This window comes from Levilactobacillus yiduensis, assembly GCF_024718525.1.
GTDB lineage: Bacteria > Bacillota > Bacilli > Lactobacillales > Lactobacillaceae > Levilactobacillus > Levilactobacillus yiduensis.
The window spans coordinates 144324-169749 of sequence record NZ_JAMXAZ010000001.1 but is presented as its reverse complement, the minus strand read 5'-3'; the positions used below and the strand labels follow the sequence as shown (position 1 = coordinate 169749).

Below are 25426 nucleotides of genomic sequence, written 5' to 3'. Positions count from 1 at the left end.
GAACAGCGCTTACCAAACTCAAGGACAACTGGCCGCATGTTGCGAATGTAACGTGTCTTTTTGCGTTACCACAATTCGTGATCTTCCGGCTAAACCGTAGCAGTACATAGCGCCAATCTAGATTGGCAGTGTCCAACGGGTTACCGCTTTCACGAATGTCGTGAGGGAGGTAGCCCGTTTTTTCGGCTTTAAAATAAAATTTTTGTGGATTGCACGCCAAAAAAATTGAGGAAAAAAGGAGCAGTTATCTGATGAGAAAATGGACTGGAATTGGGTTAGTCGCCGCAGTTGTCGCACTAGGCATGGGGTTAGCTGCTTGTGGGCAAACATCATCAACGGCCAAGCCGCAGCAGGAGTTGCGGTTGCCAGCGACCGCGGCACTCGATACGATCGACCTCGCCAAGGCGACGGGGTATGGCCAGACGGGGAACGTCTTTGAAGGCTTTTATCGCCTGGGTAAGAACGGGAAAGTTGCGCCAGGTTTGGCGGATAAGGTCAGCGTCTCCAAGGACAAGAAGACCTGGACTTTCCACGTTCGCGACAATGCCAAGTGGAGCAACGGCGATAAGATCACCGCACAAGACTTCGTTTATTCCTGGCGGCGGACGTTGACACCATCGACGAAATCGTCTTACATGACCATGTTTTCTGGCATCAAAAACGGCGATCAAATTATTGCGGGTAAGAAAGATCCTAGCAGCATTGGAATTCACGCCAAGAACCAGCAGACGGTCGTCGTTCAACTGGACAAGCCCATCGCTTACTTTAAAATTTTAATGGCTTATCCACTGTTTGCCCCCCAAAATAAAAAGGTGGTCGACAAGTACGGCAAGAAGTACGCGACTAAGTCTGAATACATGGTCTACAGCGGTCCCTTTAAGATTCAAGGCTGGAATGGGACGGGCAACACCTGGTCCTTCGTCAAGAACAATCAGTACTGGGATCACAAAGTCGTGAAGCTACACAAGATCAATTACCAAGTGGTCACCAATCCACAGACCGGGTTGAGCCTGTACCAAAACAAGAAGCTAGACTTTGCGCAGCTGTCCAACGAGCAGGTGAAGAACTACAAGAATAATAAAGAGTTCCAGCAATATCCGTACTCCATTGTGATTCATTTGAAATACAACTTCCAAGACGCCGACAAGGCCAAGCGGCGGATCATGAGTAACCAAAATATTCGCCAGGCCATTGCGTTGTCCATCAACCGTGGCCAATTGACCAAGAAAGTCTTGGGTGATGGTTCCGTGACCCCAACTGGATTTGTGGCCAGTGGTTTAGCTAACGACCCCAAGACGGGCGAGGACTTCGCCAAGCAACAGGCCGTGAAGAACACGACCACGTACAACCCAACCTTGGCTAAGAAAAAGTGGGCAGCCGGGTTGAAGCAATTGGGCATTCAAAAGGTTAATTTGAACATCATGGCCGGAAACGATGACGTGGCCGCCAGCACCGTGACCCAATACCTGAAGGGCGCGCTGGAAAAAAATCTGAAGGGCTTTAGTCTTAAGATTCAAAACGTTCCTGCTTCCGTGGCACAATCACGTTCGACCAGCGGTGACTTTGATTTGTACCTGTCTCACTGGGGAGCCGACTTCAACGATCCGATTTCTTTCTTACAGATTCCGGTCAGCTCTAACTCATTGAACTACGGGAAATGGTCGAATAAGCGTTATGATGCGCTGATCGACAAGGCACAAGGCCAAGATGCCGGCAACGATGAAGCGCGTTGGCAAGACATGGTTCAAGCAGCTAAATTGTTGAACAAGACGCAGAGCTTCACGCCACTGTACCAGGCCAACTACGCCTACCTGACGCGTTCCGATGTCCATGGGATCATCCACAACACGGCGGGAACGCAGTGGAGTTACAAATACGCTTATATCAAGTAGTCAATACGGCAGGACATACAATACTGCTAGAAAGGGTCTGGGGCAAAAGTCTCAGGCCTTTTGTGTCGCCGAATAACTGGTGTTGAACCCGGCTAACCACCTCGGCGCGTATTCTGGTATCATGGACCCAGAGAGGGGATGGCGACATGGCGATTGGACCCAACGATGGTCACGTCTGGGATAGCAACGGAGCTCAGGAATATTCGGCCTACTTTGGCACGCCGACGCACGATGACCACGTGTTATTTGAGCTGCTGACGGTGGGGGTGTTTCAAGTTGGTCTCAGCTGGCAGGCCGCCGCTAGCAAGTTGCCGGTGTATCGACGACTCTTTGCGGGGATGGACCCGCGCCAGGTGGCTGGTTTTGAAGACGAATTGGATGGCGAACGGATTGCTCGTGACGCCGCGATGATCAGTAACGGCCGCAAAATCCGCGCGACGATTCACAATGCCCGTGCGATTATTCAGGTCCAACAAGAATTTGGCAGCTTCAGCCACTATCTCTGGCAATTCGTCAATGGCACGCCACTCTTATTGCCGGCCGTGACCCGTGATGAGCTGACCAACCAGTCGACCATTGGGACCGCGGTTGCTCGTGATCTCAAACGCCGTGGCTTCAGCTTTGTCGGCCCGGTGGTCACCCACATGTTCCTCCTAGCCGCCGGAATTTTACGTGAACAAATTATCGACGATTAAGTGAAATTTAGGTGAGAAATTTATTTGGCACGCAAACGGTTTCCAGGGAACATGGGTAAGGGAATGCCGGTATTACGCGATTCGCTATGAATAAATTTATAACAACTTTGTCTTGACACCTGATTAAAGTTGCATTAGACTTACAGATAAATTAAACGATTGAAAAAACAATGTGATCAGGAGAGTAACCACCGTCAATGGTTTGAAGAGAGCCCGTGATTTGCTGCAAGCGGGTAACCCACGGCGGGGTGAAGATGGCCTGAAATGAATTGGTATCGCTGAGTCCTTGGGATGAGGCGGTAATGTCCGGCACTCATTATCGTGCACGCACTTCAAGGCGCAAGCTGGCGAGTGTTAATGAGGAGCTGGGTATTCGTACCTGACTTGAATTTAGAATGGTACCACGACGAAGTTCGTTTCTATTAATTTAGGAGCGGACTTTTTCTTTTGGTCACAAAGTCAATCGCGGCGTTTCAATTTTTACAAATAGAATTTAGTAGATAAAGGGGATTATTGGGTATGAAGAAATCATTCAAGCATTTTAGTTGGTTGTTATTGTTATTGATTCCACTGTTGATCGTTTCTGGCTGTGGCAAATCCAGCAGCAGTAGTAAAACGGTGAAGGTCGGCATCATGGGTTCCGATGAAAAGATTTGGAAACCAATTCAAAAGCGGTTAAAGAAACAAGGCGTGAACATCAAGTTGGTTACCTTTACGGATTACAACCAGCCCAACGCCGCGTTGACCAACCACGAAATTGACATCAACTCGTTCCAACACACTTACTTCATGCAACAATGGAACAAGGCGCACAAGACCAACATCGTTTCCATTGGGAAGACGATGCGGGCCCCATTACGGTTGTACTCCAAGAAGGTCAAGAGCGTTGCTGACATCAAGAAGGGTTCGCAGATCACGATTCCTAACGACTCTACCAACGAAGGTCGGGCCTTACACTTGCTTCAATCAGCTGGGCTGATCAAGGTCAACAACAAGCTGGCTTTGCCAACGCCAAAGAACATTACGCAAAACAAGCTGAACTTGAAGATTACGCCAGTTGACGCTGCCCAAACGCCACGTTCCTTAAGTGATGCTGCTGGTGCCGTCATCAACAACGAATTCGCGGCCGAAGCCAAGTTGCCAAACAGCGAAACCATTTACAAGGAAAAGCTGAACAAGGCTTCGATTCCATACATCAACATCATTGCGACGAACAAGGCTGACAAGAATAACAAGACTTACAAGAAGATTGTGAAGGCTTACCAGTCTGAACAAACGAAGAAATTGATCAAGAAGTACTACAACGGGTTGTCTGTCCCAGCTTGGTAAACAACGCGTTCGTTAACTTAGAAACTGCCGGCATTGGCGAGTAAGGAGAATGAGTCTGTGACTAATGAAGCGATTATTCAATTAAAAGATATTGACGTGACCTTCCATAATAAAGGCCAAACCGTAACGGCCGTGAAAAATGTCTCACTCACGGTTGAACGGGGGGACATTTACGGGGTCGTCGGGTATTCCGGCGCCGGGAAGAGTACGTTGGTTCGGGTCATTAACCGCCTTCAACGGCCAACTGCCGGTACGGTTGAAGTTAATGGTCAGGATATTTTGGCCCTCAAGCCCAAGGAACTGCGAGTGGCGCGGACAAAGATCGGCATGATCTTCCAACACTTTAACCTGATGGCGTCACGCACGATTGCGGACAACGTAGGCTACCCCTTAAAGGGGGGCGACTTGTCCCATGAAGAGCGTCAAGCCAAAGTAGCCCATTTGCTGGACCTGGTCGGCTTAACGGAAAAGGCGGCGGATTATCCCGCGCAACTTTCCGGGGGGCAAAAACAACGGGTGGCCATCGCGCGGGCGTTAGCCAATGATCCCGAGATCCTGATCAGTGACGAAGCGACCAGTGCGCTAGACCCCAAGACCACGTCATCCATTCTGGAATTGTTGAAACGCTTGAACCGTGAACTCGGGTTGACGGTCGTGCTCATTACCCACGAAATGGAAGCTGTTAAGGAAATCTGCAACAAGGTGGCCGTCATGGACGATGGCGAGATCATCGAACGCGGTGATTTGGTTACCATCTTCAGTCGCCCGGAAAAGCCGCTGACCCAAGACTTTATTAACACGGCCACGCAGATCAACCAGGCACTCGAAAAGATTTACAAGCAGGCCCAAACGCTGGGGCTGGACGAACATCAACAGCTGGTTCAGCTCCAATATGTGGGCGCCAGCACCGATGCGCCGCTGATCACCGAGCTGTACAAACGCTACGGTGTGGTCTCCAACATTTTATACGGGAACGTGGAAATTCTGCAGGATACGCCGTTAGGCAACCTGATCGTTGTGATGACCGGGGACCCCGACAAGTTAGCTGCTGCTTGGCAGTATTGCCAGGATGCCGGGATTACCGTGACCCATTTACAGCCAACAGATTCGGAGGTGGCCTAATTGAATTTTATTGCGAAATATTTTCCTAATGCTGTAACCATGAAAGATGAGTTCGTGCAGGCCACGGGCGAAACGCTGTACATGACGTTTGTTACGGCTGTTGTGGCGGGCATCATCGGGATGGCCATTGGGGTCGGGTTGATTGTGACCCAACCGGGTGGCATCTTGGAAAATCGCGTTGTTTATAACATTCTTGATAAAATCGTTAACCTGTGTCGGTCAATTCCCTTCGTCATCTTGCTGGCCGTCATTGCGCCACTGACCCGCTTGATCGTGGGGACGGCGATTGGGACGACCGCTGCCATTGTGCCGCTGGTCATTGGTTCCGCACCGTTTTACGCCCGGCAGATTCAAAACGCCCTGTCCGAAGTGGACCGTGGCGTGATCGAAGCGGCCGAGTCAGTTGGCTCCGGTCCCATTGCAATTATCTTCCGCGTTTACCTGCGCGAAGGCTTACCGGACATTATTCGTTCCTCAGTCCTAACGTTGATCAGTCTGATCGACCTGACTGCCATGGCCGGTGCCATCGGTGGTGGGGGCCTCGGGAACTTGGCCATCAACGTCGGTTACAGTCGCTTCGAAAATGATGTGACGATCGCGGCTATGCTGATCATCCTGGTGCTGGTCTTCGCTATTCAATTGATTGGCGACCTCTGGGCACGTAAGGTGGATCACACGGCTTAATCAGATTACAAATCAACTAAAGGTTGCAAGTACAAAAACACCTGATAGTACTCAGCTGACAAGGACTGTGAACATGAAATTAGTCCACGCCCGCCACCTGCGGCTGTCAGAGATTCCGGTAGCTATGGGGAACGCCGGCGGCCTAAGGAGCGGTCCGCCGACTCGGTTTGAAGCTTGACGAACCCCGTCAATCTCCAAACACGTCCCACGCTGTAAGCTGAGTAAAAGCGCTCAGCTAACACCGTTGTCACAGCAACCTACACCTCTGACCTCCTCCGGTTACGTCGGTGATTAACCACAAATTTGGCGAACGGTAAGGCGGCCAGTATGGACTACATTGCGTTCAAAGACAAGTTCTTGTCGCAACAAGCTCTGGTGTCACAATGATTTTAACTACTTTCAAGCTTGTAACTTTTACAAATTAATACGTAAAATCACAATGAGGTCAGGGCGCATGCCCTGGCCTCATTGTGATTTTGTAAGAAACTATTCGGCATGAACAATTTTTCGACAAATTGGCTTATCTGACTAAGCTTATCTGTTGTGAATCATTGAGATAATTAGAGGTGAGCGTTGTCATTGATATCGTTGCACCAGGGTCTTAACTGGATGTTACTGGGAAGTTGAAATTTTTTTAAAACAACGCTCATTTTGCCGCCGAATTCTAATGGTTTTCCGGTAAAATAGAAAAATTATGATGCATATCGTTACGGGTATGAGAGAGAAAGGATTTATCGGGTTTTGAAGAATTTAGGTGCGCCAACTGAAAATGTCATGAAGGGAATCTTCTGGGCAACCGTGGCTTCGGCGATGTTTGGGATTTCCGGAACCGTCCTGCAGTTCATTTCACAAGGCCAATCGATTCCGACCAGTTGGTTCTTATCTGCACGAACCATGGGTGCCGGCGTTATTTTGTTGTTGATTAGTTTGGTATTGTATGGAAAAAAGACGTTCACGATTTTTAAGAGTTGGCAAGAAATTGGGTGGATCGTCGCCTACGCGCTGATTGGGCTGGGCGCCAACCTCCTGACGTTCTACATTGCCGTGCAAACGGGGAACGCGGCCGCTGCCACGATTCTGCAGTACCTCAGCCCGTTGTTCATCGTGCTGGGCAGCTTACTATTCAAGCATGAACGGCCGTTACGTAGTGACCTGATTGCCTTTGTGGTTGCTTTAGTGGGCGTCTTCTTGGCCATTACGCGAGGGGACATCACCCAATTGGCCATCCCCGTGGACTCCCTGTTGTGGGGCATTGGTTCTGGAATCACAGCGGCATGTTATGTCGTTTTACCCCGGCCATTAGTCCGTGACTATGGTCATGCGCCGATTACTGTGTTAGGCTGGGGAACGTTTATTGCGGGTGTGGTCTTCAACTTATATCATCCCGTGTTTTTGAACATGCCGCCGATTACGGGCACGCTGATTGGGTCGATGGCCACGGTCATCATCGTGGGAACTATTTTGCCGTTCTCGTTAATCCTTTACAGCACCCACTTTGCGCCGTCTGACGTCATCAGTATCGTCGACGCCACGCAACCAGTGGTGACCTTCGTCTTATCGATTTTATTCTTAAGCTTAAAGATTACGATTGCCGAAATTATCGGCTCCGTTCTGGTGATTGTCGCAATTTACTTGCTACAACGGGGGCGGCGGAAAATCGTCACACAATTTGAACGTGTAAATTAGGAAGTGAGCAGATGACGACCTTTGATTGGGTGCGTCATGGTCAAACGCAAGCGAACGTTGACCAGATTATGCAAGGACAATTGGATAGTGCCGTCACGCATTTAACGGTCAACGGCTTACAGCAGGCCGAACGACTGGCGCAGTGGCTCAAAAACAGCCACTACGATCAGCTGGTCAGCAGCCCCTTACATCGGACCCGGCAAACGACGGCGGCCTTAACGGCGACGCTAGACGTCTTGCCCCAATTCGACGAGCGGTTGATGGAAGCCGATTACGGGCAATGGACCGGTGCCAATTTTCAAGGGCTACGGGCGCAACAACCGGCAGACTTTGATGCGTTGACTGGTGAAGCCTTGCCGGATACTCTGGCGGCGGTCGGTGGGGAGACTTACCTGGACGTGCAACGCCGCGTGGGCCAGTGGCTGGCCGAAGAGGTCGTGGATCATCCGGACGACCACATTTTGGTGGTGAGCCACGGGTTGACTATCAAGGCGACCGCACTACTAATGTTGGCGGCCCCGGCAACGACCGCGTTGCCAGAGCCGGGCAACACCAGTCTGACCCGGATGGTGATCGATCCGGTAACGGGCCAGCGGTACCTGCAGTCATACGCGGTGAGCGGCCAGTTCAGGTCATCTTAACTACATGCACGAATCTGTAAACAAAAAGTTGCGTAACCGTTTTGGGCTACGCAACTTTTTTTAGTCTAATCTTATTGGGCAGTGACGCCACCGTCGACAGGAATCTCGGCGCCGGTGATGAAGGAAGCGTCATCGGAGGCCAAGAAAGCGACGGTTGCGGCAACCTCTGAGGCCTTGCCTAACCGGCCCAGTGGGTGCATCTTGCCGAGGTCGGTCTTAGGTGCGGCGTAAACGTCTGAGGCGTAATCCGCCATTTCCGTTTCAATCAGGCCAGGGTGCACCGAGTTGACCCGGACTTGGGATGGGGCGTATTCGATGGCGGCATCCTTGGTCATCAGGCGGACGGCGCCTTTGCTAGCGCCATACAGGGTCGCTTGTGGTGAACCGGCCAATCCAGCGATGGATGACGTATTGACCACGGCGCCACTCTTCTTGGCCGCCATGATTGGAATGACGTGCTTCATGCCAAAGAAGACGCCCTTCACGTTGATGTTCATCAGCTGATCCCATTGTTTTTCTGTGATTTCTGGCAGGTTGATCAGACGGAAAATGCCGGCGTTGTTGAAGAGAATATCGATCGTGCCAAATTTATCAAGGGTGGCCTTGACGACCTTTTCCCAATCGGCTTCCTGACTGACGTCTTGTGGCATGAAGACGGCCTTAGGTGAATCGAGGTCAGCCGCAACTTTTTCGCCAGCTTTTACGTTAATATCTGTGAAAACAACGGTCGCACCTTCTGCTAAGAAGCGTTTTACCGTTGCCAAACCAATTCCTGCTGCGCCACCGGTTACCAGGGCGATTTTACCATCAAGTCGTTCAGTCATTCTAAGAACCTCCAGTATGTAAGATAATTGTACATGTTCATTATATCACAAATAAAACTAATGCGGCCGGCTTGACCGTGAATTTTACCCAAAGAAAAATAACCCCGCCACGAGGGTAGGGTTATTTTTAGGTTGAAACAGCCGGTTTACTTCTTGAGGTTATCTTCCACGTAAGAACGAACTTCATCGTCGGACTTCGCGTCGATTTCCTTCATCGAAGCTTCAGTTTCATCGGTGTTGTGACCATTGGATTCCATAAAGTGGTTCCAAAGAGCATCCCGAACTGGTTGCTTTGAATCTGACCAGTCGAATACTTCACTCATTTTTTCATCCAATAAAGCAGTCTTTTCTACAACAGCCATAACCAATTACCTCCAAAATGAATATTGGGGTCAGCGGTTCTGTTACTGGCATGCGCCACCGGCTTCATCTTCATAGTAGTCCTAAAACTTGGAAATGGTAAATAATTTGTTTAAGCCGGTCAAGTTTCCCGATAATAAGGCCCTAAATTAGCACTCCCAATCGTGTTAGAGTGAAATGAGTTGACACGCTTAATGTGAGATGGCAGGGATTTGGCCACCTTGGGGACTGGTGAATCCCGTTGTTAGTGCGGTCGGGTTGGTAACTTGACTGACAAACGGTATTTTTTAAAATGCGGTAGCGTGGCGGGGGCAAAACGGGATAGTATAATTTTGCTGTCTTTGCGAAAATGACTGGTTTGCGACGGCAATTATGCTATTATGAAACCGCTTCAAAAAACACAAAGGAATGATATAAAATGCTGTTAGCACACGTGGTCTACGCAACAATCACCGGTAACAATGAAGAATTGGCTGATATTGTTGCTGAAAGTTTAGAGAAGGCGGGCGTCCAGGTAAAAGAAACAGAAATTTCGCAGACGGATGCGGCTGATTTGAAGAGCTCAGATATTTTAGTGGTCTGTGCTTATACATACGATGAAGGCAAAATGCCAGAAGAAGGCATGGATTTTTACGAAGATCTACAGGAGTTGGACCTTAAAGGGAAAGTCTATGGTGTTGCTGGATCTGGCGATAAATTCTATGGTGAGTACTACAACACGACTGTAGATCATTTTGACGAAGCATTTCAACAGACTGGAGCAACGCGCGGATCTGCGAACGTCAAGATTGATTTGGAACCGTATGAAGAAGACGTCGAGAAACTGGCGCAATTTTCCAAGGAATTGGTTGCTCAAGCGAGTTAAAAGAAATCAACGCTATCGGCATACAAGTGATAACGAAAAGGTCTGGGAATGCGTATCCCAGGCCTTTTTAGCTTGCTTTGACATCATTGTAATAGGTATTCAATAAACACAAGTGAGCCACGATACGATGGTTTATCTAAAAACGGGCCGACTATTGCGATAGAGAATATCGTCGTAGCTGTCTAAGAAGTTAGCGTAACGTGCAGCGGCGAAGAAGTAGTCTGATAACCGATTGATGAAAATTAGGACATCGTTATTACTAGCATCATTTTTTTGCAGGGAAACGATACGTCGCTCGGCTCGTCGTGTAACTGTACGGGCGTATTGCAGTGCGGAAGCGGGTTGTGTCCCCCCTGGCAAAATAAACTTATTGACCGGTGGCACTTTTGCAGTGTAGTCATCGATCTTTTTTTCTAGCCAATCGGTTGCGCCATCGTTGAGTTTGGAAAAAATAAAGTCATGACGTGTATCTGATTTTAAGGTCGCAAGATCCCGACCAGCATCGAAGAGCAGTTGTTGAATCTCCTCGAGTTCAGGCTTCATTACGGCTGTTTTAGGTGTCAGCAAGGAAATCGTCATGCCAACCCATGAGTTCAACTCATCAACACTCCCATACGCTTCAACACGGGTATCATCCTTATCGACAATCGTTTTACCTATAATCCGTGTTTGACCCTTGTCGCCAGTTCGTGTATAAATCTTCATAGTTTTACCCTCCTAATGGTTACTAAGATAAGCATGCCAATTCAGTTTTAGAATTACAACCCTATTTCAAGATGAAAGTATGTGACCACAAGAGAATGATAAATTGGTGAAATAACCAGTCATTTTATAGCATTAAAAGATAAGTAGCTGGTAAGGAGATGGCGTGAATCTCATTGATTTAGAGATAAATATGATAAATACGCGTATTTCGACGGGAAATTGTCATTTAAAATCGGCTGATGCAAATGAAAAAGACAAGTTTTTACTTTGTGATGTTATTCTCTTGTTCAAATGGAATTGTGTACACTTTATCTGTTGAGGAAAAATCGCTGAGTTATTGCGGTCATAGATAAAACAGTGTAATTTCGTATGTAAGCGATTACTTAAAAGTTATCGCCAATACATAATAAAGAGGTTTTAGTCATGGGAAACAATCGTGCTTTAAAACGCTTAACATTGACCGCTTTACTATTGGCACTGTGTATTATTGGCGCCAACATCAAAATTTTAGGGTCAATTGCGCTAGATTCTGCCCCTGCTTTCTTAGGAACTTTGCTTTTGGGACCTTGGGTGGGCGCCTTCTTAGGCTTCTTTGGTCATATGACGTCCGCGATGTTATCCGGATTTCCGCTTACGTTGCCCGTTCATTTGATTGTTGGGGGAATGATGGCAGTTTGCATGTTTGTATTCGGCTATATTCGTCAAAAATTAGGGCTCAATCGTGTGGTTGTGGTTATTCTCTCGGATGTCATTGCTTATATTATCAACGTTCCGTTAGAAATTCCCTTACTCTATCCGTTATTGAAAGGGGCAATCATTGCGTTATTTATTCCACTAACGATCGCGACAATTGTTAATCTGGTTATTTGTGAATTGCTTTATGTGGTATTACCACAAAGTGTCAAGCAAGCGGATTTTATCGTGGGTAAAGGCTAATGACCGTTATTCACGGGGGTAACCGAGAAAAGATTGCGGCGTTAATCCAACGACCGGCGACGAGCCTATTAGATTTTAGCGCCAACATTAATCCGCTGGGGGTACCGCAAGCGTTAAAGGCAACGTTATCAGCTGCACTGACTGAACTGAGTGATTATCCCAATCCAGAGTATCCACGGCTAAAATCAGCCATTGCGAAACACCATCAGGTAGCAGCCACAGATATAGTCGTTGGTAATGGTGCTGTACAGTTGATTTTTGATGCGGCGTTGGCACTACACGTACAAACCGCAATGGTCCTAGCACCTTGTTTTGGTGAGTATGAACGGGCGTTGAAAAAGGCTGGCACACAGGTCACACACTTTTCTTTGACTCGTGACGACGACTTTCAGTTGACTGGTGCACAGTTGATCCAAGCGCTTAAGGACCAGCCCCAAGTGAAGTTGGTGTGCCTGGGTAATCCTAATAATCCAACTGGGACGATGTTGAATGACGCTGACTTGGATCAATTGGTGAGCTACTGCCGCCAACAGAAGATTTGGGTGATTTTGGATGAAGCCTTTATGGACTTGAGCCTTTCACCGAATGAGGGCTGGCTACCGAAGCTGAGTCCCAGTGACCCGGTCATTGTTGTCCGGTCGCTAACCAAGTTTTTCGCAATTCCAGGGTTACGACTGGGGTATGCCGTTACGAAAAACAGTGCACTTCAACAAAAGATGCGAGACCAAAGTGAGCCATGGAGCGTTAACACGGTGGCAGCACGGTTTGGTGAACGGGCCTTTGAGGATAGAACTTATATTCAAGCAACGCAAGATTGGCTACAAACTGAACAACCCTGGTTGGGAAAGCAATTACAAGAGATAACATTTCTGCACGTCTTTCCATCAGTGACGAATTATTACTTAGTTTATAGTTCCGTGCCGCACCTACGAGAAAAGTTATGGCAGGTCGGTATCCTGATTCGGGATTGTCGGGATTATGTTGGGTTGGATGCAGGCTATTATCGGATGGCTGTGAAAAGTCATGAGGCAAATCAAGAATTGGTACAACAGTTGCGGGTACTTGAATAGCGAGCTTGAGAAAGGGGGGCTAGTCAATGAAGAAGATATTAATTGCGGGGGTGACCAGCGGTGCCGGAAAGACCAGTGTGGCGTTGGGACTGTTATCGGCACTGAGTAAACGTTTGACGATTCAGCCTTATAAGGTTGGTCCGGATTACGTAGATACCAAGTTTCATACACGGATTACGGGGCGTAGTTCACGTAATCTAGATAATTTTCTGGTGCCCAATGCGGCTGCGTTAAACTATTTATTCACCAAGGATACTGCCGATGTTGATCTTGGCTTGATCGAAGGCGTCATGGGGTTGTACGACGGCTTGGGAATAGATAAGGATGCGTTCTCGACCGCAAGTGTGGCTAAACAACTAGACGTTCCTGTGGTATTGGTTGTGAATGCTCGGGCCACATCAACTTCTGCTGCGGCAATCATTCAGGGCTTTAAAGTGATGGATGCCGCGGTCAAAATCGTAGGAGTGATCGTTAACAATGTGATGAGTGAGAACCACTATCAACTGGTGAAGGGGGCAATTGAACGGTATACCGATGTCGAAGTGCTAGGGTATTTACCGCACAAGAAAGAAGTTAGTTTACCGTCACGTCAGCTGGGGTTAGTTCCGGATGAGGAGTTACCTGGTGTGGATCGTAAAATAGCTGAACTAGGTGAACTGATTCAGCAGCATGTGAATCTGTCACGGTTATTAGCGCTTGCGCAAGAAACTGATTCGACGACACCATTACCGTATGATTTGCCCGAAGTATCATGCCGTGTTGGCGTAGCGCGGGATGAGGCGTTCAACTTCTACTATCACGATAATCTGGAATTAATGGAGCGCTGTGGCATGCAATTGATTCCATTTAGTCCCATTGCAGACCACCGGCTCCCTGAAGTCGATGCCTTGTACTTAGGCGGTGGGTATCCGGAAGAATTTGCCTGTGACTTGGCGCAAAATCAACGTATGCGGCAAGCTATCCAAGCGTTTTCAAAGCGTGGACGACCAATCTATGCGGAATGTGGGGGCCTGATGTATTTAGGGAGAGACTTGCAAACCGAATCAGCTCGCTATCCGATGGTCGGAATCTTTGATGGTAGTAGTGTGATGACGCCGCGCTTAAAACGATTTGGCTACTGTTACGCCACGCCTAAGCGAGACACTTTGTTGGCCCCTGCCCAAACAACTGTGGTCGGTCATGAGTTTCATCATTCTACCTTCACGCCACGCTCAGCAGACCTCCAACCTGTTCTTGATCTCCAGAAGATCCGCGACCAGCAGGTGGTTGATCATTGGCAAGGTAGCTATCAATATCGACGGACGTATGCTGGGTACCTTCATGTTCACCTGTATCAAAGTCAACAATTTCTGAATCAATTTCTGACACAGTTAGGGGCGACGGAACATGCAGATTGCTAGTATGGTGACTCTGGGTTTTATCCTGGACCTCATATTGGGAGACCCGCCGACTTGGCCACATCCGGTTAAAGTGATTGGCCACGCGATTGCCCATCTGACAACCTGGCTCAATAAGCAGACTTATTCAGCACTTAAGCGACGCTGGTTGGGTATCGTGTTATGGGTGATTATCGTGGGTGGTACTGGGGTGATTACAGCAGTTGTGATGTGGGCGTCTAGTCTGAATCATTGGCTTTCGTTCATTATAGGGACCTACATCTGTTACGCATGTTTATCTGTACGCGGCTTAGCTATTGAGAGTCACAAAATTATGCGGAGTCTTCGTGCAAATGATTTGCAACAAGCACGCCATCAAGTCGGCATGATTGTCGGCAGAGACACTGAGCAATTGGGCCCCGAAGACGTCTGTAAAGCAACGATTGAGACGGTTGCAGAAAATACAAGCGATGGGGTTGTTGCGCCATTGATTTATTTGATCATTGGCGGACCGGTTCTTGGCTTGATGTACAAAGCAGTGAACACGTTAGATTCAATGGTTGGGTATCGCAACGAAAAATATCAAGACTTTGGTCGGTTTTCAGCAAAGGCCGATGATGTGATCAACTACATACCAGCCAGAATAACGTGGTTACTGCTAATGGCCAGTAGCATGCTGCTGGGGTACGACTACAGAACAGCTTTTGTCGTCGGCAAGCGTGATCGTAAGAAACATCGTAGCCCGAACAGTGGTTTTTCAGAATCAGTTGTCGCAGGCGCGTTAGATCTACGCTTAGGTGGCCCGCATTATTATTTTGGTGAGTTGGTTACCAAACCGTTTATTGGACTGGCAACCGCCAAATCAGCGACGACGACGGATATTCGGTTAACGCTTCGTTTACTTTACGTTGCCTCATGGATGTGCCTGATACTTTGTGTGGGGGGACGCCTTATGTTATGGAAAGGATTGACGTTATGAAAACACGTGACTACATCACAGTTCCCAATCAGATTACGGATAAGAGTTTTCAAATGATTCAAGATGAGATTGATAAGATTGCCCCTGGATACACGTTTGATAGCCCCGTTCAAGAAGCCATTATTAAGCGAGCCATTCACACGACAGCTGACTTTGACTACTTGCAAAACCTTAAATTTTCACATGAGGTCATTACTAAGATTCAGCATCTCATGCAACACGGTGGCACGATCTTTACTGATACGACCATGGCGTTAGCTGGTATGAACAAACGGAAGCTTGATGAGCTAGACGTTCATTATCACTGCTATATTCGGGATCCCCGGGTATTTGAGATTGCTAAAGATCAAGGTATTACCCGGTCAATGGCTGCTATTGAACTTGCCGCAACAGTCAAGACGGAAAAACTATTTGTCGTTGGCAACGCACCGACAGCGCTATATAAAATTTTAGAAATGGTTAAACAAGGTCGGTTAGATCCAGCGGCAGTTATTGGTGTGCCGGTCGGTTTCGTTGAAGCGGCAGAAAGCAAGCAGGCGTTGTACGATAGCGACATTCCAGCCATTGTTGCCTTAGGACGTAAGGGCGGCAGCAATTTGGCCGCAGCCCTGACGAATGCCATCATGTACAACTTAGATTTAGCTACTGAAGGATAGGTGAGAGCGGTGTCAACGACGGATGACGATTACGTTTTTTATAACGGCCGAAAACTGCGGAAGGGATTTACGACAGGCACGACAGCCACGGCTGCAGCGGTCGCAGCAACTAAAACATTGTTGCAGCAAGAACCCCAGGCCATCGTTGCGGTAAAAGCGGCTAATGGCCAACAAGTTGAATTCGATGTGCAGGATGATCAGTTCGATGAACAGCAAGCCTCGGTCGCCATCACCAAGGATGGTGGTGATGATCAAGATGCCACAGATGGGATGTTAATTTATGCGACGGTCACGCTACGAAACGATAGTGAGATTACGCTGGATGGTGGCAAGGGAATTGGGCGTGTCACGCAAAAAGGCTTGGCTAATGACCCCGGAATGCCAGCCATCAATCCGACGCCTCGGCGGATGATCAAGCAAAGTGTGCGGCAGCTGCTGGGGGCTAATCGTGGCGCAGATATTGTGATTTCCGCGCCCAAGGGCGAAGAAGTAGCCAAGCTCACTTACAATCCGAAGCTAGGCATCGTTGGCGGGATCTCTATTCTGGGGACCAGTGGTATTGTCACACCGATGTCTGAAGAGAGCTGGAAGCATTCCATTTCAATTGAGATGAACATTCACAAGCAACGGGGTGATAAGCGGATTATCCTAACGCCAGGAAATTATGGTGAGGATTTTCTGACGCAGACGATGAAGATTCCAGTAACGCAACAGGTCCAGATGAGTAATTTTGTAGGCTACGTCTTAAAAGAGGCACAGCGGCTGGGCTTTGAACACGTGTTGATGGTCGGTGACTTGGGGAAGATGATTAAGGTTTCAGCCGGTATCTTCTCAACGCACAGTAAAGATGCGGATGCACGGGCTGAGGTAATGGTCGCCAATCTGGCGCTACTGGGTGCCCCCGTGGATCTGCTTAAACAGGTCTATGCTTGTCTGACCACAATCTCAATGATTGATTTAATTAACCAGCAAGGGTACCAGGCGGTCTACCAAGAAATTGTGGACAAGATTAAGCTACGGTCGGAAAAATTATTGGCGCACCGAAAACCAACAGTGACGATAGATGCTGTCATCTTTTCACGGTCTACAGGCTTGTTAGCGTCCTCCAAACCGCTGAAAGAAATCGAGGCGGAATGGCGATGATCACAGTTGTTGGTATTGGTCCAGGGGCCGCAAGCTTGCGGTTAGCTGGAACAGAGGCGTTGGTCGCTCAGGCAGACTTGGTGATTGGATCAAAGCGGCAACTGGCAGAATTCAATCCTCAACAAGAGACACTGGTTTTACCGCATTTAAAGGAATTGGCGGTTTACTTGCAAGCACATCGACAGAAAAACATTGTGTTGCTGGCGTCAGGAGATCCGTTGCTGTACGGCATTGGTAATTGGTTGTTGACTCAGGTGCCAGCTGATGATGTCAAAATCATTCCAGGAATTAGTTCGATTCAGTATTGTTTTAATCAACTGGGATTGTCCATGAATGATACTTACTTGACCAGCAGTCACGGACGGCAGCCAGACTTCGATTTCTTATTACAACATGACAAGGTGGGCATGGTGACTGACCAGCAGATTGGCCCCGTACAGATCGCGGCGGCTATTCGGGAACGTCACCAGCACCGACACCTCTACATAGGTGAAAACTTGAGCTATACGTCTGAAAAAATAAGCCAATTTACGGAGGAAACAGTTCCTGACCGGAAATTTGGCATGAACGTGGTGATTATAACTAATGCGTGATGAAGAATTTTTACGAACAAAGGTGCCGATGACCAAGGCAGAAGTCCGGGCCATTAGCTTGGACAAGCTGCAATTGGCGACTAAACGGCACTTGCTTGACGTCGGTGCGGGTACCGGGAGCATCAGCTTACAAGCTGCCTTAGAGCACCCCCAACTGCAGGTGACGGCGGTGGAGAATAATCCGGCTGCCTTGGAAATTATGCAAAAGAACATGAGTCATTTTGGGACGACCACGATTGATTTAGTGGCTGGTGAAGCGCCAAGCAAGATCCCGGTAACCAACTATGATGCCATATTTGTTGGTGGTAGTGGCCAACAGTTGGATGAGATTATCCAGTTTGCTTATGCGCATTTGATCCCGGGAGGCAATCTAGTGTTGAACTTCATTTTGTTAGAAAATGCACTAGCTGCTTACCAAACACTGCAAGAGGTTGGCTTTCAGAAGATTGAAGTGGTTGATGTGAGCGTCAAACGGTTGCATGCCCTGGGTAAAGGCCACTTCTTTAAGCCTCAGAACCCGACCATTATTATGAGTACAACACGAGAGGAATGAACGATATGTCAATTGTTAGTTTTGTAGGCGCTGGCCCTGGTGAAAAGGATCTCATTACGTTGAAGGGGTACAGACGATTGGCCGCGGCGGACGTTGTCATTTACGCAGGTTCACTGATCAACACGGCTTTATTGGACTATTGCAAGGATGGCGCAGCCAAATATGATAGCGCTGGCATGGATCTGGGACAGATCATTGACTGCATGCAACAGGCAGTCGATCAAAATCAATCAGTCGTGCGGCTGCAAACTGGAGATTTTTCAATTTACGGCTCGATTCGTGAGCAAATTGAGGAAATGAAAAAGCGCGGAATCGCGTTTGAATGTATTCCTGGCGTCAGTTCATTCTTAGGCGCAGCGTCCAGTATGGGGGTCGAGTACACGGTTCCGGAAGTCTCACAAAGTGTCATCATTACACGAATGGCAGGACGGACACCAGTTCCAGAATCCGAATCCCTCGAGGCTTTGGCCAAGCATCAGACATCAATGGTGATTTTTCTTTCCGTCCAGGGCATTCAAAAGGTCGTCAAGCAATTGCGTGCCGGTGGTTACCCTGAAGATACACCAGCGGCCGTCATCTATAAGGCAACTTGGCCAGACGAAAAGAAGGTTCAAGGGACATTAGCTGATATTGCGCAGAAGGTACACGAAGCCGGCATTCGGCGAACGGCCCTGATCATGGTTGGTGAGTTCCTAGGAGACGAGTATAACTATTCCCACCTGTATGACGCGAACTTTAGTCATATGTATCGTCACAAGGCAGTCGCTGATGACACGACCAAATAAACGCGTAGCCATTTTGGCATTGACCGCAACAGGTGTGACGTTGGCGCGGCGGTTGCAATCACGATTGCGTGATCAGCAACTAGCTGTTCAGGTAGTCCTACCAGCCAAATTTGCCCAAGGTCGTGAGCAAAGCTATGCGTCTGGTCAGTTCAAATCAGCGTTTCGACAGGCCTTTACTGATAGTGCGTATGTGATTTGCATCATGGCAACGGGAATTGTGGTACGCACGCTAGCACCGCTAGTACAGGACAAACGTTGTGATCCAGCTGTACTGGTTATGGACGAACGTGGGCAGCACGTGATCAGTTTATTGTCGGGACATGTGGGTGGCGCCAATGCGTTTACCAAGTGGATTAGCGAGCTGATTAAAGCAGATCCAGTCATTACCACGGCAACGGATGTGGCGGGGGTTCAAGCGCTGGATGTTCTAGCCAAACAATTGCATGCCTGGTACCCCGAGTTTAAGCGGAATACCAAACAAATTAATGGACGTCTGGCTGCGGGCAAACCAGTCTCACTGTGGATCGCCCCAGAGTTTCAATCGCAAGTGACAAACACGCGAGGATTCCAGGTGGTGACTGACTTGGCAGCTGCTGACCCAACGGCCCCATTAATTGCCGTTACGGATCAGCAGCTGACGGTCAAACGTGACAATCTGATTCCCATGATTCCTAGGCTAGATGTCTTAGGAGTGGGGTGCCGGAAGAGCGTCACCAATGCCATGATGTTCGCGGCCTTTAGTGAATTTTGCCAGCAAGAAAAGATTGCCTGGCACGCGATTGATCAGATTGCATCTATTGAAAAGAAAGCTCATGAAACGGCCATTCATGAGTTAGCCGCAACCTTAGATGTTCCCGCGACTTTTTACTCGGCCAATCAGTTACGCGCCAGTTCAGCACATTATGCCCAATCAGACTTTGTTAAAAAGACGGTAGGTATCGGTAATGTGGCTTGTGCAGCGGCAGATTTTGCTAGTGGACAGCGGGTAGTTACGCCACGTTATGCCGGTCATGAAATTACTTTCGCCCTTGGACGGAAAAAACAAACAGAAATGAGTGAATAAGATGTTGTACATTGTTGGGTTAGGTCCAGGTTCACAACGACTGATGACTCAGGAAGCTATTGAAGTAATCAAGCAGACACACACAATCGTGGGCTATGCGACCTACGTTCGGCTGATTGAAGATATGTTGACCGATAAAGAATTAGTAGTCACTGGTATGCGCGGTGAAGTTGCGCGTTGCCAGAAAGCCATTGACATTGCAGCAACGGGGAAGGACGTCGCAGTTATTTCCAGTGGGGATGCCGGTATCTATGGCATGGCCGGCCTGATCTTTGAACTGTGTGGTAAACAAGACAAGCACATCGATGTGAAAGTTATTCCTGGCGTAACGGCCAGCATTGCTGCTGCCGCTGCGTTAGGCGCACCGCTGATGAATGACTTCTGCCATATTAGTTTGAGCGACTTGATGACGCCTTGGGAAGTAATCACTAAGCGTGTCGACGCGGCGGCCCAGGCTGACTTTGTGATCTGCCTGTACAACCCGCGTAGCAAGGGGCGGCCGAACAACTTACGTGAAGCGCTAGACATTATTTTGAAATACAAGTCACCAGATACAATCGTAGGCCTGGGTAAAGACGTTGCGCGGCCCAAGGAAATTGATAAAGTCGTGACGATTGGTACGTTAGATGAAACGGAAGTTAATATGACGTCTATCGTTATTATTGGCAATAAGAATACCTATGTGCAAGATGGGCGCATGGTGACTCCCCGGGGCTATACCCTATGATTTTACTCTTGGGAGGTACTTCGGAAAGTCTCACGGTGGCTGACTTTTTGACGGCGCAGCATCATTCCTTCATTTTAACCGTGACGACAGATTATGGTCGTGATCTTGCGAGTGCGCATGCGACACAGGTTGTGAAGTGCTTATTTACGGCTGATACCCTGAAGCATTTCATTCAGCAACGAAACGTTACGTTGATTCTCGATGCGACCCATCCGTTTGCTAGGGTGATTTCTAAACTAGCCATGGCTGTGGCTGAACAAACGGGAACGCCATACTTACGTTTTGAGCGGCGGCTTGTCTATCCGCAAGATCAGGGCGTTACGTTAGTCGACGATTTTGCAGCTGCCTGCGTGCGCTTGAAGCAGATAGCCGGTACGATTTATCTTTCTACTGGTAGTAAGACAGCGGCTGACTTTGCAACTGAAGTGGGGTTAGACCGGCTGCATGTGCGGGTGCTTCCCACGACGACTGTATTGGCGAAATTGACGGCCGCTGGCTTTGATGCCACCCAAATTGATGCGATTCGTGGGCCGTTCACGACAGCGTTGAATGTTGAATTGTTCCGTCGTGCACATGCGGCGGTAGTGGTAACGAAGGAAAGTGGCAAACAGGGTGGCGTGCAAGAGAAGATTGCCGCGGCACAACAGCTGAAGATTCCTTGCCTGGTCATTCGGCGACCAGTGATGACGTATCCGCAACAGGTTTCAGATGTGCCGGCGTTAGCAAAATTTTTGGAGGTGACACCATGACGGGCAGAGTGACATTGTTAGGCGCGGGTCCTGGCAACCCAGAACTACTCACACTATTGGGTAAGCGCCGGCTGCAAGAAGCTGATGTCGTCTTGTATGATCGGTTAATCAATCCATCATTGTTAGCTTTTATGCGGGCTGATGCTGAACGAGTGGACGTTGGCAAGCTACCGCGTTTCCATAAAGTTAAACAGTCTGTCATCAATCAATTACTGGTGGATTATGCCCGGGATGGTAAGCAGGTCGTTCGGCTTAAGGCGGGGGATCCTTACGTTTTTGGCCGTGGTGGTGAAGAAGGTCAATTTCTTCATCAGCATCGCGTGAAGTTTGAAATTGTCCCCGGATTAACCAGTGCCATTACGGGGTTAGCAGCTGTCGGAATCCCCATCACCCATCGGGACTATGCCTCTAGTTTTCACGTTATTACGGGGCATCATCAGGCGGACGGCCAGCAACTCGATTGGCCAAATATTGCCCATCAAGAAGGAACCCTGGTGTTCTTAATGGGGATGGCCGCATTGGAAGAAATTTGTACGCAGTTGGTGGCCAATGGCCGTACAGCGTCGACACCGGTGGCCATCATTCAGTGGGCGACGCAGTGGCGTCAACAGATGGTGACGGGAACCTTAGCCAACATTGCTGAACGGGCGACCGCTAAAAAGATTGGGGCCCCGGCTTTGATCGTCGTGGGTAATGTCGTCACGCTTACGCAGGCGTTGCAGCCAGAACTGTCGTTGCAGGGGACGCACGTGCTATTACCGTATTCTGCCAGTTCACGACTGTTTACCAAGTTACAGGACCGCGGGGCAACGGCTGATTTCTATGAACGGGCCACAAGCCGTCCGCTAGCAGTCACCTTGCCAGATTGGCAATCGTATCAAGAGCTGTTGGTTTTAGACAGTCAGGCCTATGATGCGCTGCTGACAGCGATGGTTGACCAAGGACAAGATCAACGACAATTGGCCCGGTTATCCTTTACCGCGGCCAATCAGGCTGTGGCAAAACGCTTGCGTCGCCGCGGAATTATTGTTGATGCAGTTCAGTCAACGGCTGCCACAACTGGCAAAACACTGACGATTGGTGAAGCCAACCAAGGCAACACAGGAGAGAACTTTCTGGCGACCTACCGAGCAGTTGTGCGGTCGACAGCCATCTCGTGGCCACTGGAACAATTTCAAGCCATTATTTTTCCTAGTAGCGCAAGCGTTCATGATTTTGTCGCCACACTTACTGACACGCAACGCCAGCAGATGCTGCACTGTACTGTCATTGCCATGGGAAATCAGGTCGCACGTGCACTTCGGCAAGCGGGTATCACGCAGCCAATTGTACAAGCCAAGACCATCGATGATGTAATTGATCAATTGGAAAGCAGGAGAGTCAGCCATGACAAAAACAGCAATCTTAACAGTTAGTTTTGGCACAACCTATCCCGCCACGCGTCAAGCGACGATCGGGGCGACCGAACAGACTATTCAGCAGGCCTTCCCGCAAGCACAAATTTTTCGAGCTTTCACGTCTAAGATTGTGATACACCGCATTCAAAGTCATGAAGGTCTTCACATTGATTCACTTGATGAGGCGCTCACGAAGATTCAAGCGCAGGGCTTTGATCAGCTGTGGATTCAATCCTTACATCTCATTCCTGGCATTGAGTATGAGCAGGTAGTCGCGGCGGCTGACCGTGTCCGTTCCACATTTCAGAGTGTGGTCGTGGGGCCTCCGTTGCTAGATACCCAGGCTGACTTTTTGCAGGTCGTGAGTGACTTGAAACAATGGTATCCAGACACGCAGGCAAATGCGGGGGTGCTGTGGATGGGTCACGGTACGGCGCACCAGACCTTTGCGACTTACGCTTGCTTGGACCACATGTTGTGGGGGTCCAAGCAGTATGTGGGTGCCGTAGAGAGTTACCCAGGAATTGACTTAGAAATACGTCGGTTAAAGCATGACGGCATTGAGCGGGTGACCTTACAGCCCTTCATGTTGGTTGCCGGAAATCATGCCCACCAGGACATGGCCTCGTCTCAGCCGGATTCATGGCAGAGCCAACTGGAGGCGGCTGGTATACAGGTCACGCCTGTGTTACAAGGTCTAGGTGCTTATTCAGAAATTCAGCAATTATTCGTACGACACCTGAGAAATGCAGTGAATAGGAGAGATACGCAATGAGTAAATTTTGGGGTATTGGCGTTGGACCAGGAGACAGTGATCTCCTGACCATCAAAGCAGTTAAAACGATTCGACAACTAGATATTTTATATACACCACAAGCACATAAAGACGGTGTCAGTGTCGCGGAAACAATTGCGCAACCCTATCTGCCGACCGATTTAACGATCAAACGGCGGCACTTTCCTATGAGTGGCGATTGGGTGACCAAAATTCATTCATGGCAGGCCATTTCACAAGAAGTGATTCAGGATGTCAAGGCTGGCCAACAAGTTGGTTTCCTCACGTTGGGCGACCCGTCTGTGTACAGTACATATAGTTATATCATGCAGCTAATAGAAGATGAGGTCCCGGTCCAAACGATTGCCGGAATTTCTTCTTACAGTCAGATTGCCGCCAGTGTGTCGCTACCGTTGGTTTTAGATGATGAACGCTTGACCGTGGTACCGGCTACGGCGCCAGTAGATCAGGTGAAAGCAGCAATTGATCACAATGATAATGTGGTCATTATGAAAATCTCTGCTAACTTTCAACAGATCTATGGCTTACTAGCAGCACGGAATTTGTTGGCCCGTTGTGTATTGGTCAGCAAGGCATCTATGGCAGATCAAAAAGTTCAGCAACTTGCAGATTTAACGCCTGATGCTGCGATCCCTTACTTTTCAACTCTGATTTTAAAAAAGCATTCTTTAAGGGAGACGATGGCTCATGAAATTGTTTAAAACGAAATACTTTACTCGCGGGTCGATTGGGCTAGCCGGGCTATCTGCTTTGTTTTTTACGCTTTACCCGCAAGATGCGTACGCGATGCACATTATGGAGGGCATGCTCCCACCTAAGTGGTGTATTTTCTGGTTTGCAATCTGTACACCATTCTTTATCTATGGCCTATATCGAATGCGTAAAATCGTGACGTCATCACAACAAAATGCCAAAATTATGCTCGCGTTGTGCGGGGCATTTGTCTTCGTGCTCTCGTCGTTAAAATTGCCGTCTGTGACGGGATCTTGCTCGCACCCGACTGGCGTGGGACTGGGGACGGTCATGTTTGGACCTGGTGTGATGGCCGTGTTGGGTGTCATCGTGCTATTGTTTCAAGCGTTGCTTTTAGCTCATGGCGGGTTGACGACGTTAGGTGCTAATGAATTTTCCATGACAATTGTCGGGCCATTAGTTGGGTTTGCCGTTTGGAAAATTTGTCGGGCATGCAAAGTCAATCGTTCTGTGTCACTCTTCTTGTGTGCCATGTTAGCGGACTGGTCGACCTACGTGACAACCTCATTTCAGCTGGCCGTGGTTTTCCCAGATCCGAATACGGGGATGTGGGGAGCGGTTGTGAAGTTCTTGGGCATCTACGCCGTGACACAAATTCCGTTAGCCGTTGCTGAAGGATTATTAACAGTGATTGTTTATAACTTGGTTCTTAGCAATAACTTATGGGAGGAAAGTGCACTGGGATGAATAAAAAAACCAAACAAAATTTGATTTTATTATTGATAGTCATCGTTTTAGTCATTACCCCATTTTTTGTGGCCAACAAGGGCGAATACAGCGGCAGTGATGATCAGGGGACGGCCCAAATTTTAAAAAATGATCCGAGTTATAAAGTCTGGGCTCATCCGCTTTGGACACCGCCCTCCGGTGAAATCGAAAGCCTTTTATTCACACTCCAGGGGTCACTGGGGACCGGGATTATTGCTTACGTCATTGGAAATGCGCATGGTCGGAAAAAGGCCTTGGCACAGCAAGCTAAAGCCAATGACAAGACCAACAAGAAGATGGAAAAGAAAGACTAGCAGGTTTCAAGGCAAAGAGGGGGTT

28 protein-coding genes are annotated in these 25426 nt (G+C 48.6%); 25 read left to right on the top strand and 3 right to left on the bottom strand.

Annotated features, from left to right (window positions below; all coding sequences use genetic code 11):
- The first annotated feature begins 251 nt into the window (after positions 1-251).
- The 7 genes from NGM66_RS00870 to NGM66_RS00840 all read left to right on the top strand — a co-directional run bounded on the left by NGM66_RS00870 (position 252) and on the right by NGM66_RS00840 (position 8049).
- Positions 252-1892 (top strand): peptide ABC transporter substrate-binding protein, encoded by a 1641-nt coding sequence (locus NGM66_RS00870; protein WP_208908604.1) that lies wholly within the window; start codon positions 252-254, stop codon positions 1890-1892.
- A 146-nt stretch (positions 1893-2038) separates the two neighbouring features.
- Positions 2039-2587 (top strand): DNA-3-methyladenine glycosylase I, encoded by a 549-nt coding sequence (locus NGM66_RS00865; RefSeq protein ID WP_208908606.1) that lies wholly within the window; start codon positions 2039-2041, stop codon positions 2585-2587.
- 519 nt (positions 2588-3106) lie between these two features.
- Positions 3107-3916 (top strand): MetQ/NlpA family ABC transporter substrate-binding protein, encoded by an 810-nt coding sequence (locus NGM66_RS00860; RefSeq protein WP_208908608.1) that lies wholly within the window; start codon positions 3107-3109, stop codon positions 3914-3916.
- A gap of 57 nt (positions 3917-3973) precedes the next feature.
- Entirely contained in the window at positions 3974-5038 is a 1065-nt protein-coding gene (locus NGM66_RS00855) for a methionine ABC transporter ATP-binding protein (protein ID WP_208908610.1), read from the top strand.
- 9 nt (positions 5039-5047) lie between these two features.
- Positions 5048-5722: a methionine ABC transporter permease gene (locus NGM66_RS00850; protein WP_373418441.1), complete on the top strand. Its 675-nt coding sequence runs from the start codon at positions 5048-5050 to the stop codon at positions 5720-5722.
- A 774-nt stretch (positions 5723-6496) separates the two neighbouring features.
- Complete coding sequence (locus NGM66_RS00845) at positions 6497-7408, top strand: DMT family transporter (RefSeq protein ID WP_208910990.1); 912 nt, start codon at positions 6497-6499, stop codon at positions 7406-7408.
- Positions 7409-7419: 11 nt separating this feature from the next.
- Positions 7420-8049 (top strand): histidine phosphatase family protein, encoded by a 630-nt coding sequence (locus NGM66_RS00840; protein WP_208908614.1) that lies wholly within the window; start codon positions 7420-7422, stop codon positions 8047-8049.
- A 71-nt stretch (positions 8050-8120) separates the two neighbouring features.
- Here NGM66_RS00840 and NGM66_RS00835 read toward each other — a convergent pair whose 3' ends face one another.
- Both NGM66_RS00835 and NGM66_RS00830 read right to left on the bottom strand, forming a co-directional pair.
- Positions 8121-8873, bottom strand: a complete 753-nt coding sequence (locus NGM66_RS00835; RefSeq protein ID WP_258115326.1) for an SDR family NAD(P)-dependent oxidoreductase — start codon at positions 8871-8873, stop codon at positions 8121-8123.
- Between the two features lie 146 nt (positions 8874-9019).
- Positions 9020-9235, bottom strand: coding sequence for a P8 family protein (locus NGM66_RS00830; RefSeq protein ID WP_125575030.1), 216 nt, complete (start codon positions 9233-9235; stop codon positions 9020-9022).
- Positions 9236-9651: 416 nt separating this feature from the next.
- On the opposite strand from NGM66_RS00830, the gene NGM66_RS00825 reads away from it, so the two are divergent.
- Positions 9652-10098 (top strand): flavodoxin, encoded by a 447-nt coding sequence (locus NGM66_RS00825; RefSeq protein ID WP_208908616.1) that lies wholly within the window; start codon positions 9652-9654, stop codon positions 10096-10098.
- Positions 10099-10230: 132 nt separating this feature from the next.
- Here the strand turns inward: NGM66_RS00825 and NGM66_RS00820 are convergent, their stop codons facing one another.
- The gene (locus tag NGM66_RS00820) at positions 10231-10803 is read right to left on the bottom strand and encodes a cob(I)yrinic acid a,c-diamide adenosyltransferase (RefSeq protein ID WP_208908624.1); all 573 of its coding nucleotides are present in this window, start codon (positions 10801-10803) and stop codon (positions 10231-10233) included.
- A 423-nt stretch (positions 10804-11226) separates the two neighbouring features.
- Between NGM66_RS00820 and NGM66_RS00815 the strand changes: the two genes are divergently transcribed.
- The 17 genes from NGM66_RS00815 to NGM66_RS00735 are packed head-to-tail and all read left to right on the top strand — an operon-like array spanning position 11227 to position 25401.
- Entirely contained in the window at positions 11227-11739 is a 513-nt protein-coding gene (locus NGM66_RS00815; protein WP_208908626.1) for an ECF transporter S component, read from the top strand.
- Positions 11739-12809 carry a threonine-phosphate decarboxylase CobD gene (gene cobD / locus NGM66_RS00810; RefSeq protein ID WP_208908634.1) on the top strand — a complete coding sequence of 357 codons (1071 nt, stop codon included), beginning with the start codon at positions 11739-11741 and terminating at the stop codon, positions 12807-12809. The genes NGM66_RS00815 and cobD overlap by 1 nt, the downstream gene beginning before the upstream one ends.
- Before the next feature lie 26 nt (positions 12810-12835).
- Positions 12836-14209, top strand: a complete 1374-nt coding sequence (locus NGM66_RS00805) for a cobyrinic acid a,c-diamide synthase CobB (RefSeq protein WP_208908636.1) — start codon at positions 12836-12838, stop codon at positions 14207-14209.
- Complete coding sequence (cbiB, locus tag NGM66_RS00800; protein WP_208908646.1) at positions 14196-15164, top strand: adenosylcobinamide-phosphate synthase CbiB; 969 nt, start codon at positions 14196-14198, stop codon at positions 15162-15164. The genes NGM66_RS00805 and cbiB overlap by 14 nt, the downstream gene beginning before the upstream one ends.
- The gene (locus NGM66_RS00795) at positions 15161-15820 is read left to right on the top strand and encodes a cobalt-precorrin-8 methylmutase (RefSeq protein ID WP_208908648.1); all 660 of its coding nucleotides are present in this window, start codon (positions 15161-15163) and stop codon (positions 15818-15820) included. The genes cbiB and NGM66_RS00795 overlap by 4 nt, the downstream gene beginning before the upstream one ends.
- A 9-nt stretch (positions 15821-15829) precedes the next feature.
- Positions 15830-16963, top strand: a complete 1134-nt coding sequence (gene cbiD, locus NGM66_RS00790; protein ID WP_209279999.1) for a cobalt-precorrin-5B (C(1))-methyltransferase CbiD — start codon at positions 15830-15832, stop codon at positions 16961-16963.
- Complete coding sequence (locus NGM66_RS00785; RefSeq protein WP_208908658.1) at positions 16960-17556, top strand: cobalt-precorrin-7 (C(5))-methyltransferase; 597 nt, start codon at positions 16960-16962, stop codon at positions 17554-17556. Before cbiD ends, NGM66_RS00785 begins: the two co-directional genes overlap by 4 nt.
- Complete coding sequence (locus NGM66_RS00780; protein ID WP_208908660.1) at positions 17549-18109, top strand: decarboxylating cobalt-precorrin-6B (C(15))-methyltransferase; 561 nt, start codon at positions 17549-17551, stop codon at positions 18107-18109. The genes NGM66_RS00785 and NGM66_RS00780 overlap by 8 nt, the downstream gene beginning before the upstream one ends.
- A 5-nt stretch (positions 18110-18114) precedes the next feature.
- Positions 18115-18894 (top strand): cobalt-precorrin-4 methyltransferase, encoded by a 780-nt coding sequence (locus tag NGM66_RS00775; RefSeq protein ID WP_208908662.1) that lies wholly within the window; start codon positions 18115-18117, stop codon positions 18892-18894.
- Positions 18878-19957, top strand: coding sequence for a cobalt-precorrin 5A hydrolase (locus NGM66_RS00770; RefSeq protein WP_258115324.1), 1080 nt, complete (start codon positions 18878-18880; stop codon positions 19955-19957). Before NGM66_RS00775 ends, NGM66_RS00770 begins: the two co-directional genes overlap by 17 nt.
- Position 19958: 1 nt before the next feature.
- Entirely contained in the window at positions 19959-20684 is a 726-nt protein-coding gene (gene cobJ, locus NGM66_RS00765; RefSeq protein ID WP_208908667.1) for a precorrin-3B C(17)-methyltransferase, read from the top strand.
- A complete protein-coding gene (gene cobK, locus NGM66_RS00760) occupies positions 20681-21433 on the top strand; it encodes a precorrin-6A reductase (RefSeq protein WP_208908669.1) in 753 nt (250 codons plus the stop codon). The genes cobJ and cobK overlap by 4 nt, the downstream gene beginning before the upstream one ends.
- Positions 21430-22848: a uroporphyrinogen-III C-methyltransferase gene (gene cobA / locus NGM66_RS00755; protein ID WP_208908671.1), complete on the top strand. Its 1419-nt coding sequence runs from the start codon at positions 21430-21432 to the stop codon at positions 22846-22848. Before cobK ends, cobA begins: the two co-directional genes overlap by 4 nt.
- Positions 22820-23605, top strand: coding sequence for a sirohydrochlorin cobaltochelatase (locus NGM66_RS00750; protein ID WP_208908674.1), 786 nt, complete (start codon positions 22820-22822; stop codon positions 23603-23605). Before cobA ends, NGM66_RS00750 begins: the two co-directional genes overlap by 29 nt.
- Positions 23602-24327, top strand: a complete 726-nt coding sequence (locus tag NGM66_RS00745; protein ID WP_208908676.1) for a cobalt-factor II C(20)-methyltransferase — start codon at positions 23602-23604, stop codon at positions 24325-24327. The genes NGM66_RS00750 and NGM66_RS00745 overlap by 4 nt, the downstream gene beginning before the upstream one ends.
- Positions 24314-25066, top strand: coding sequence for an energy-coupling factor ABC transporter permease (locus NGM66_RS00740; protein ID WP_208908678.1), 753 nt, complete (start codon positions 24314-24316; stop codon positions 25064-25066). Before NGM66_RS00745 ends, NGM66_RS00740 begins: the two co-directional genes overlap by 14 nt.
- Positions 25063-25401 carry an energy-coupling factor ABC transporter substrate-binding protein gene (locus NGM66_RS00735; protein WP_208908680.1) on the top strand — a complete coding sequence of 113 codons (339 nt, stop codon included), beginning with the start codon at positions 25063-25065 and terminating at the stop codon, positions 25399-25401. Before NGM66_RS00740 ends, NGM66_RS00735 begins: the two co-directional genes overlap by 4 nt.
- Positions 25402-25426: the final 25 nt, after the last annotated feature.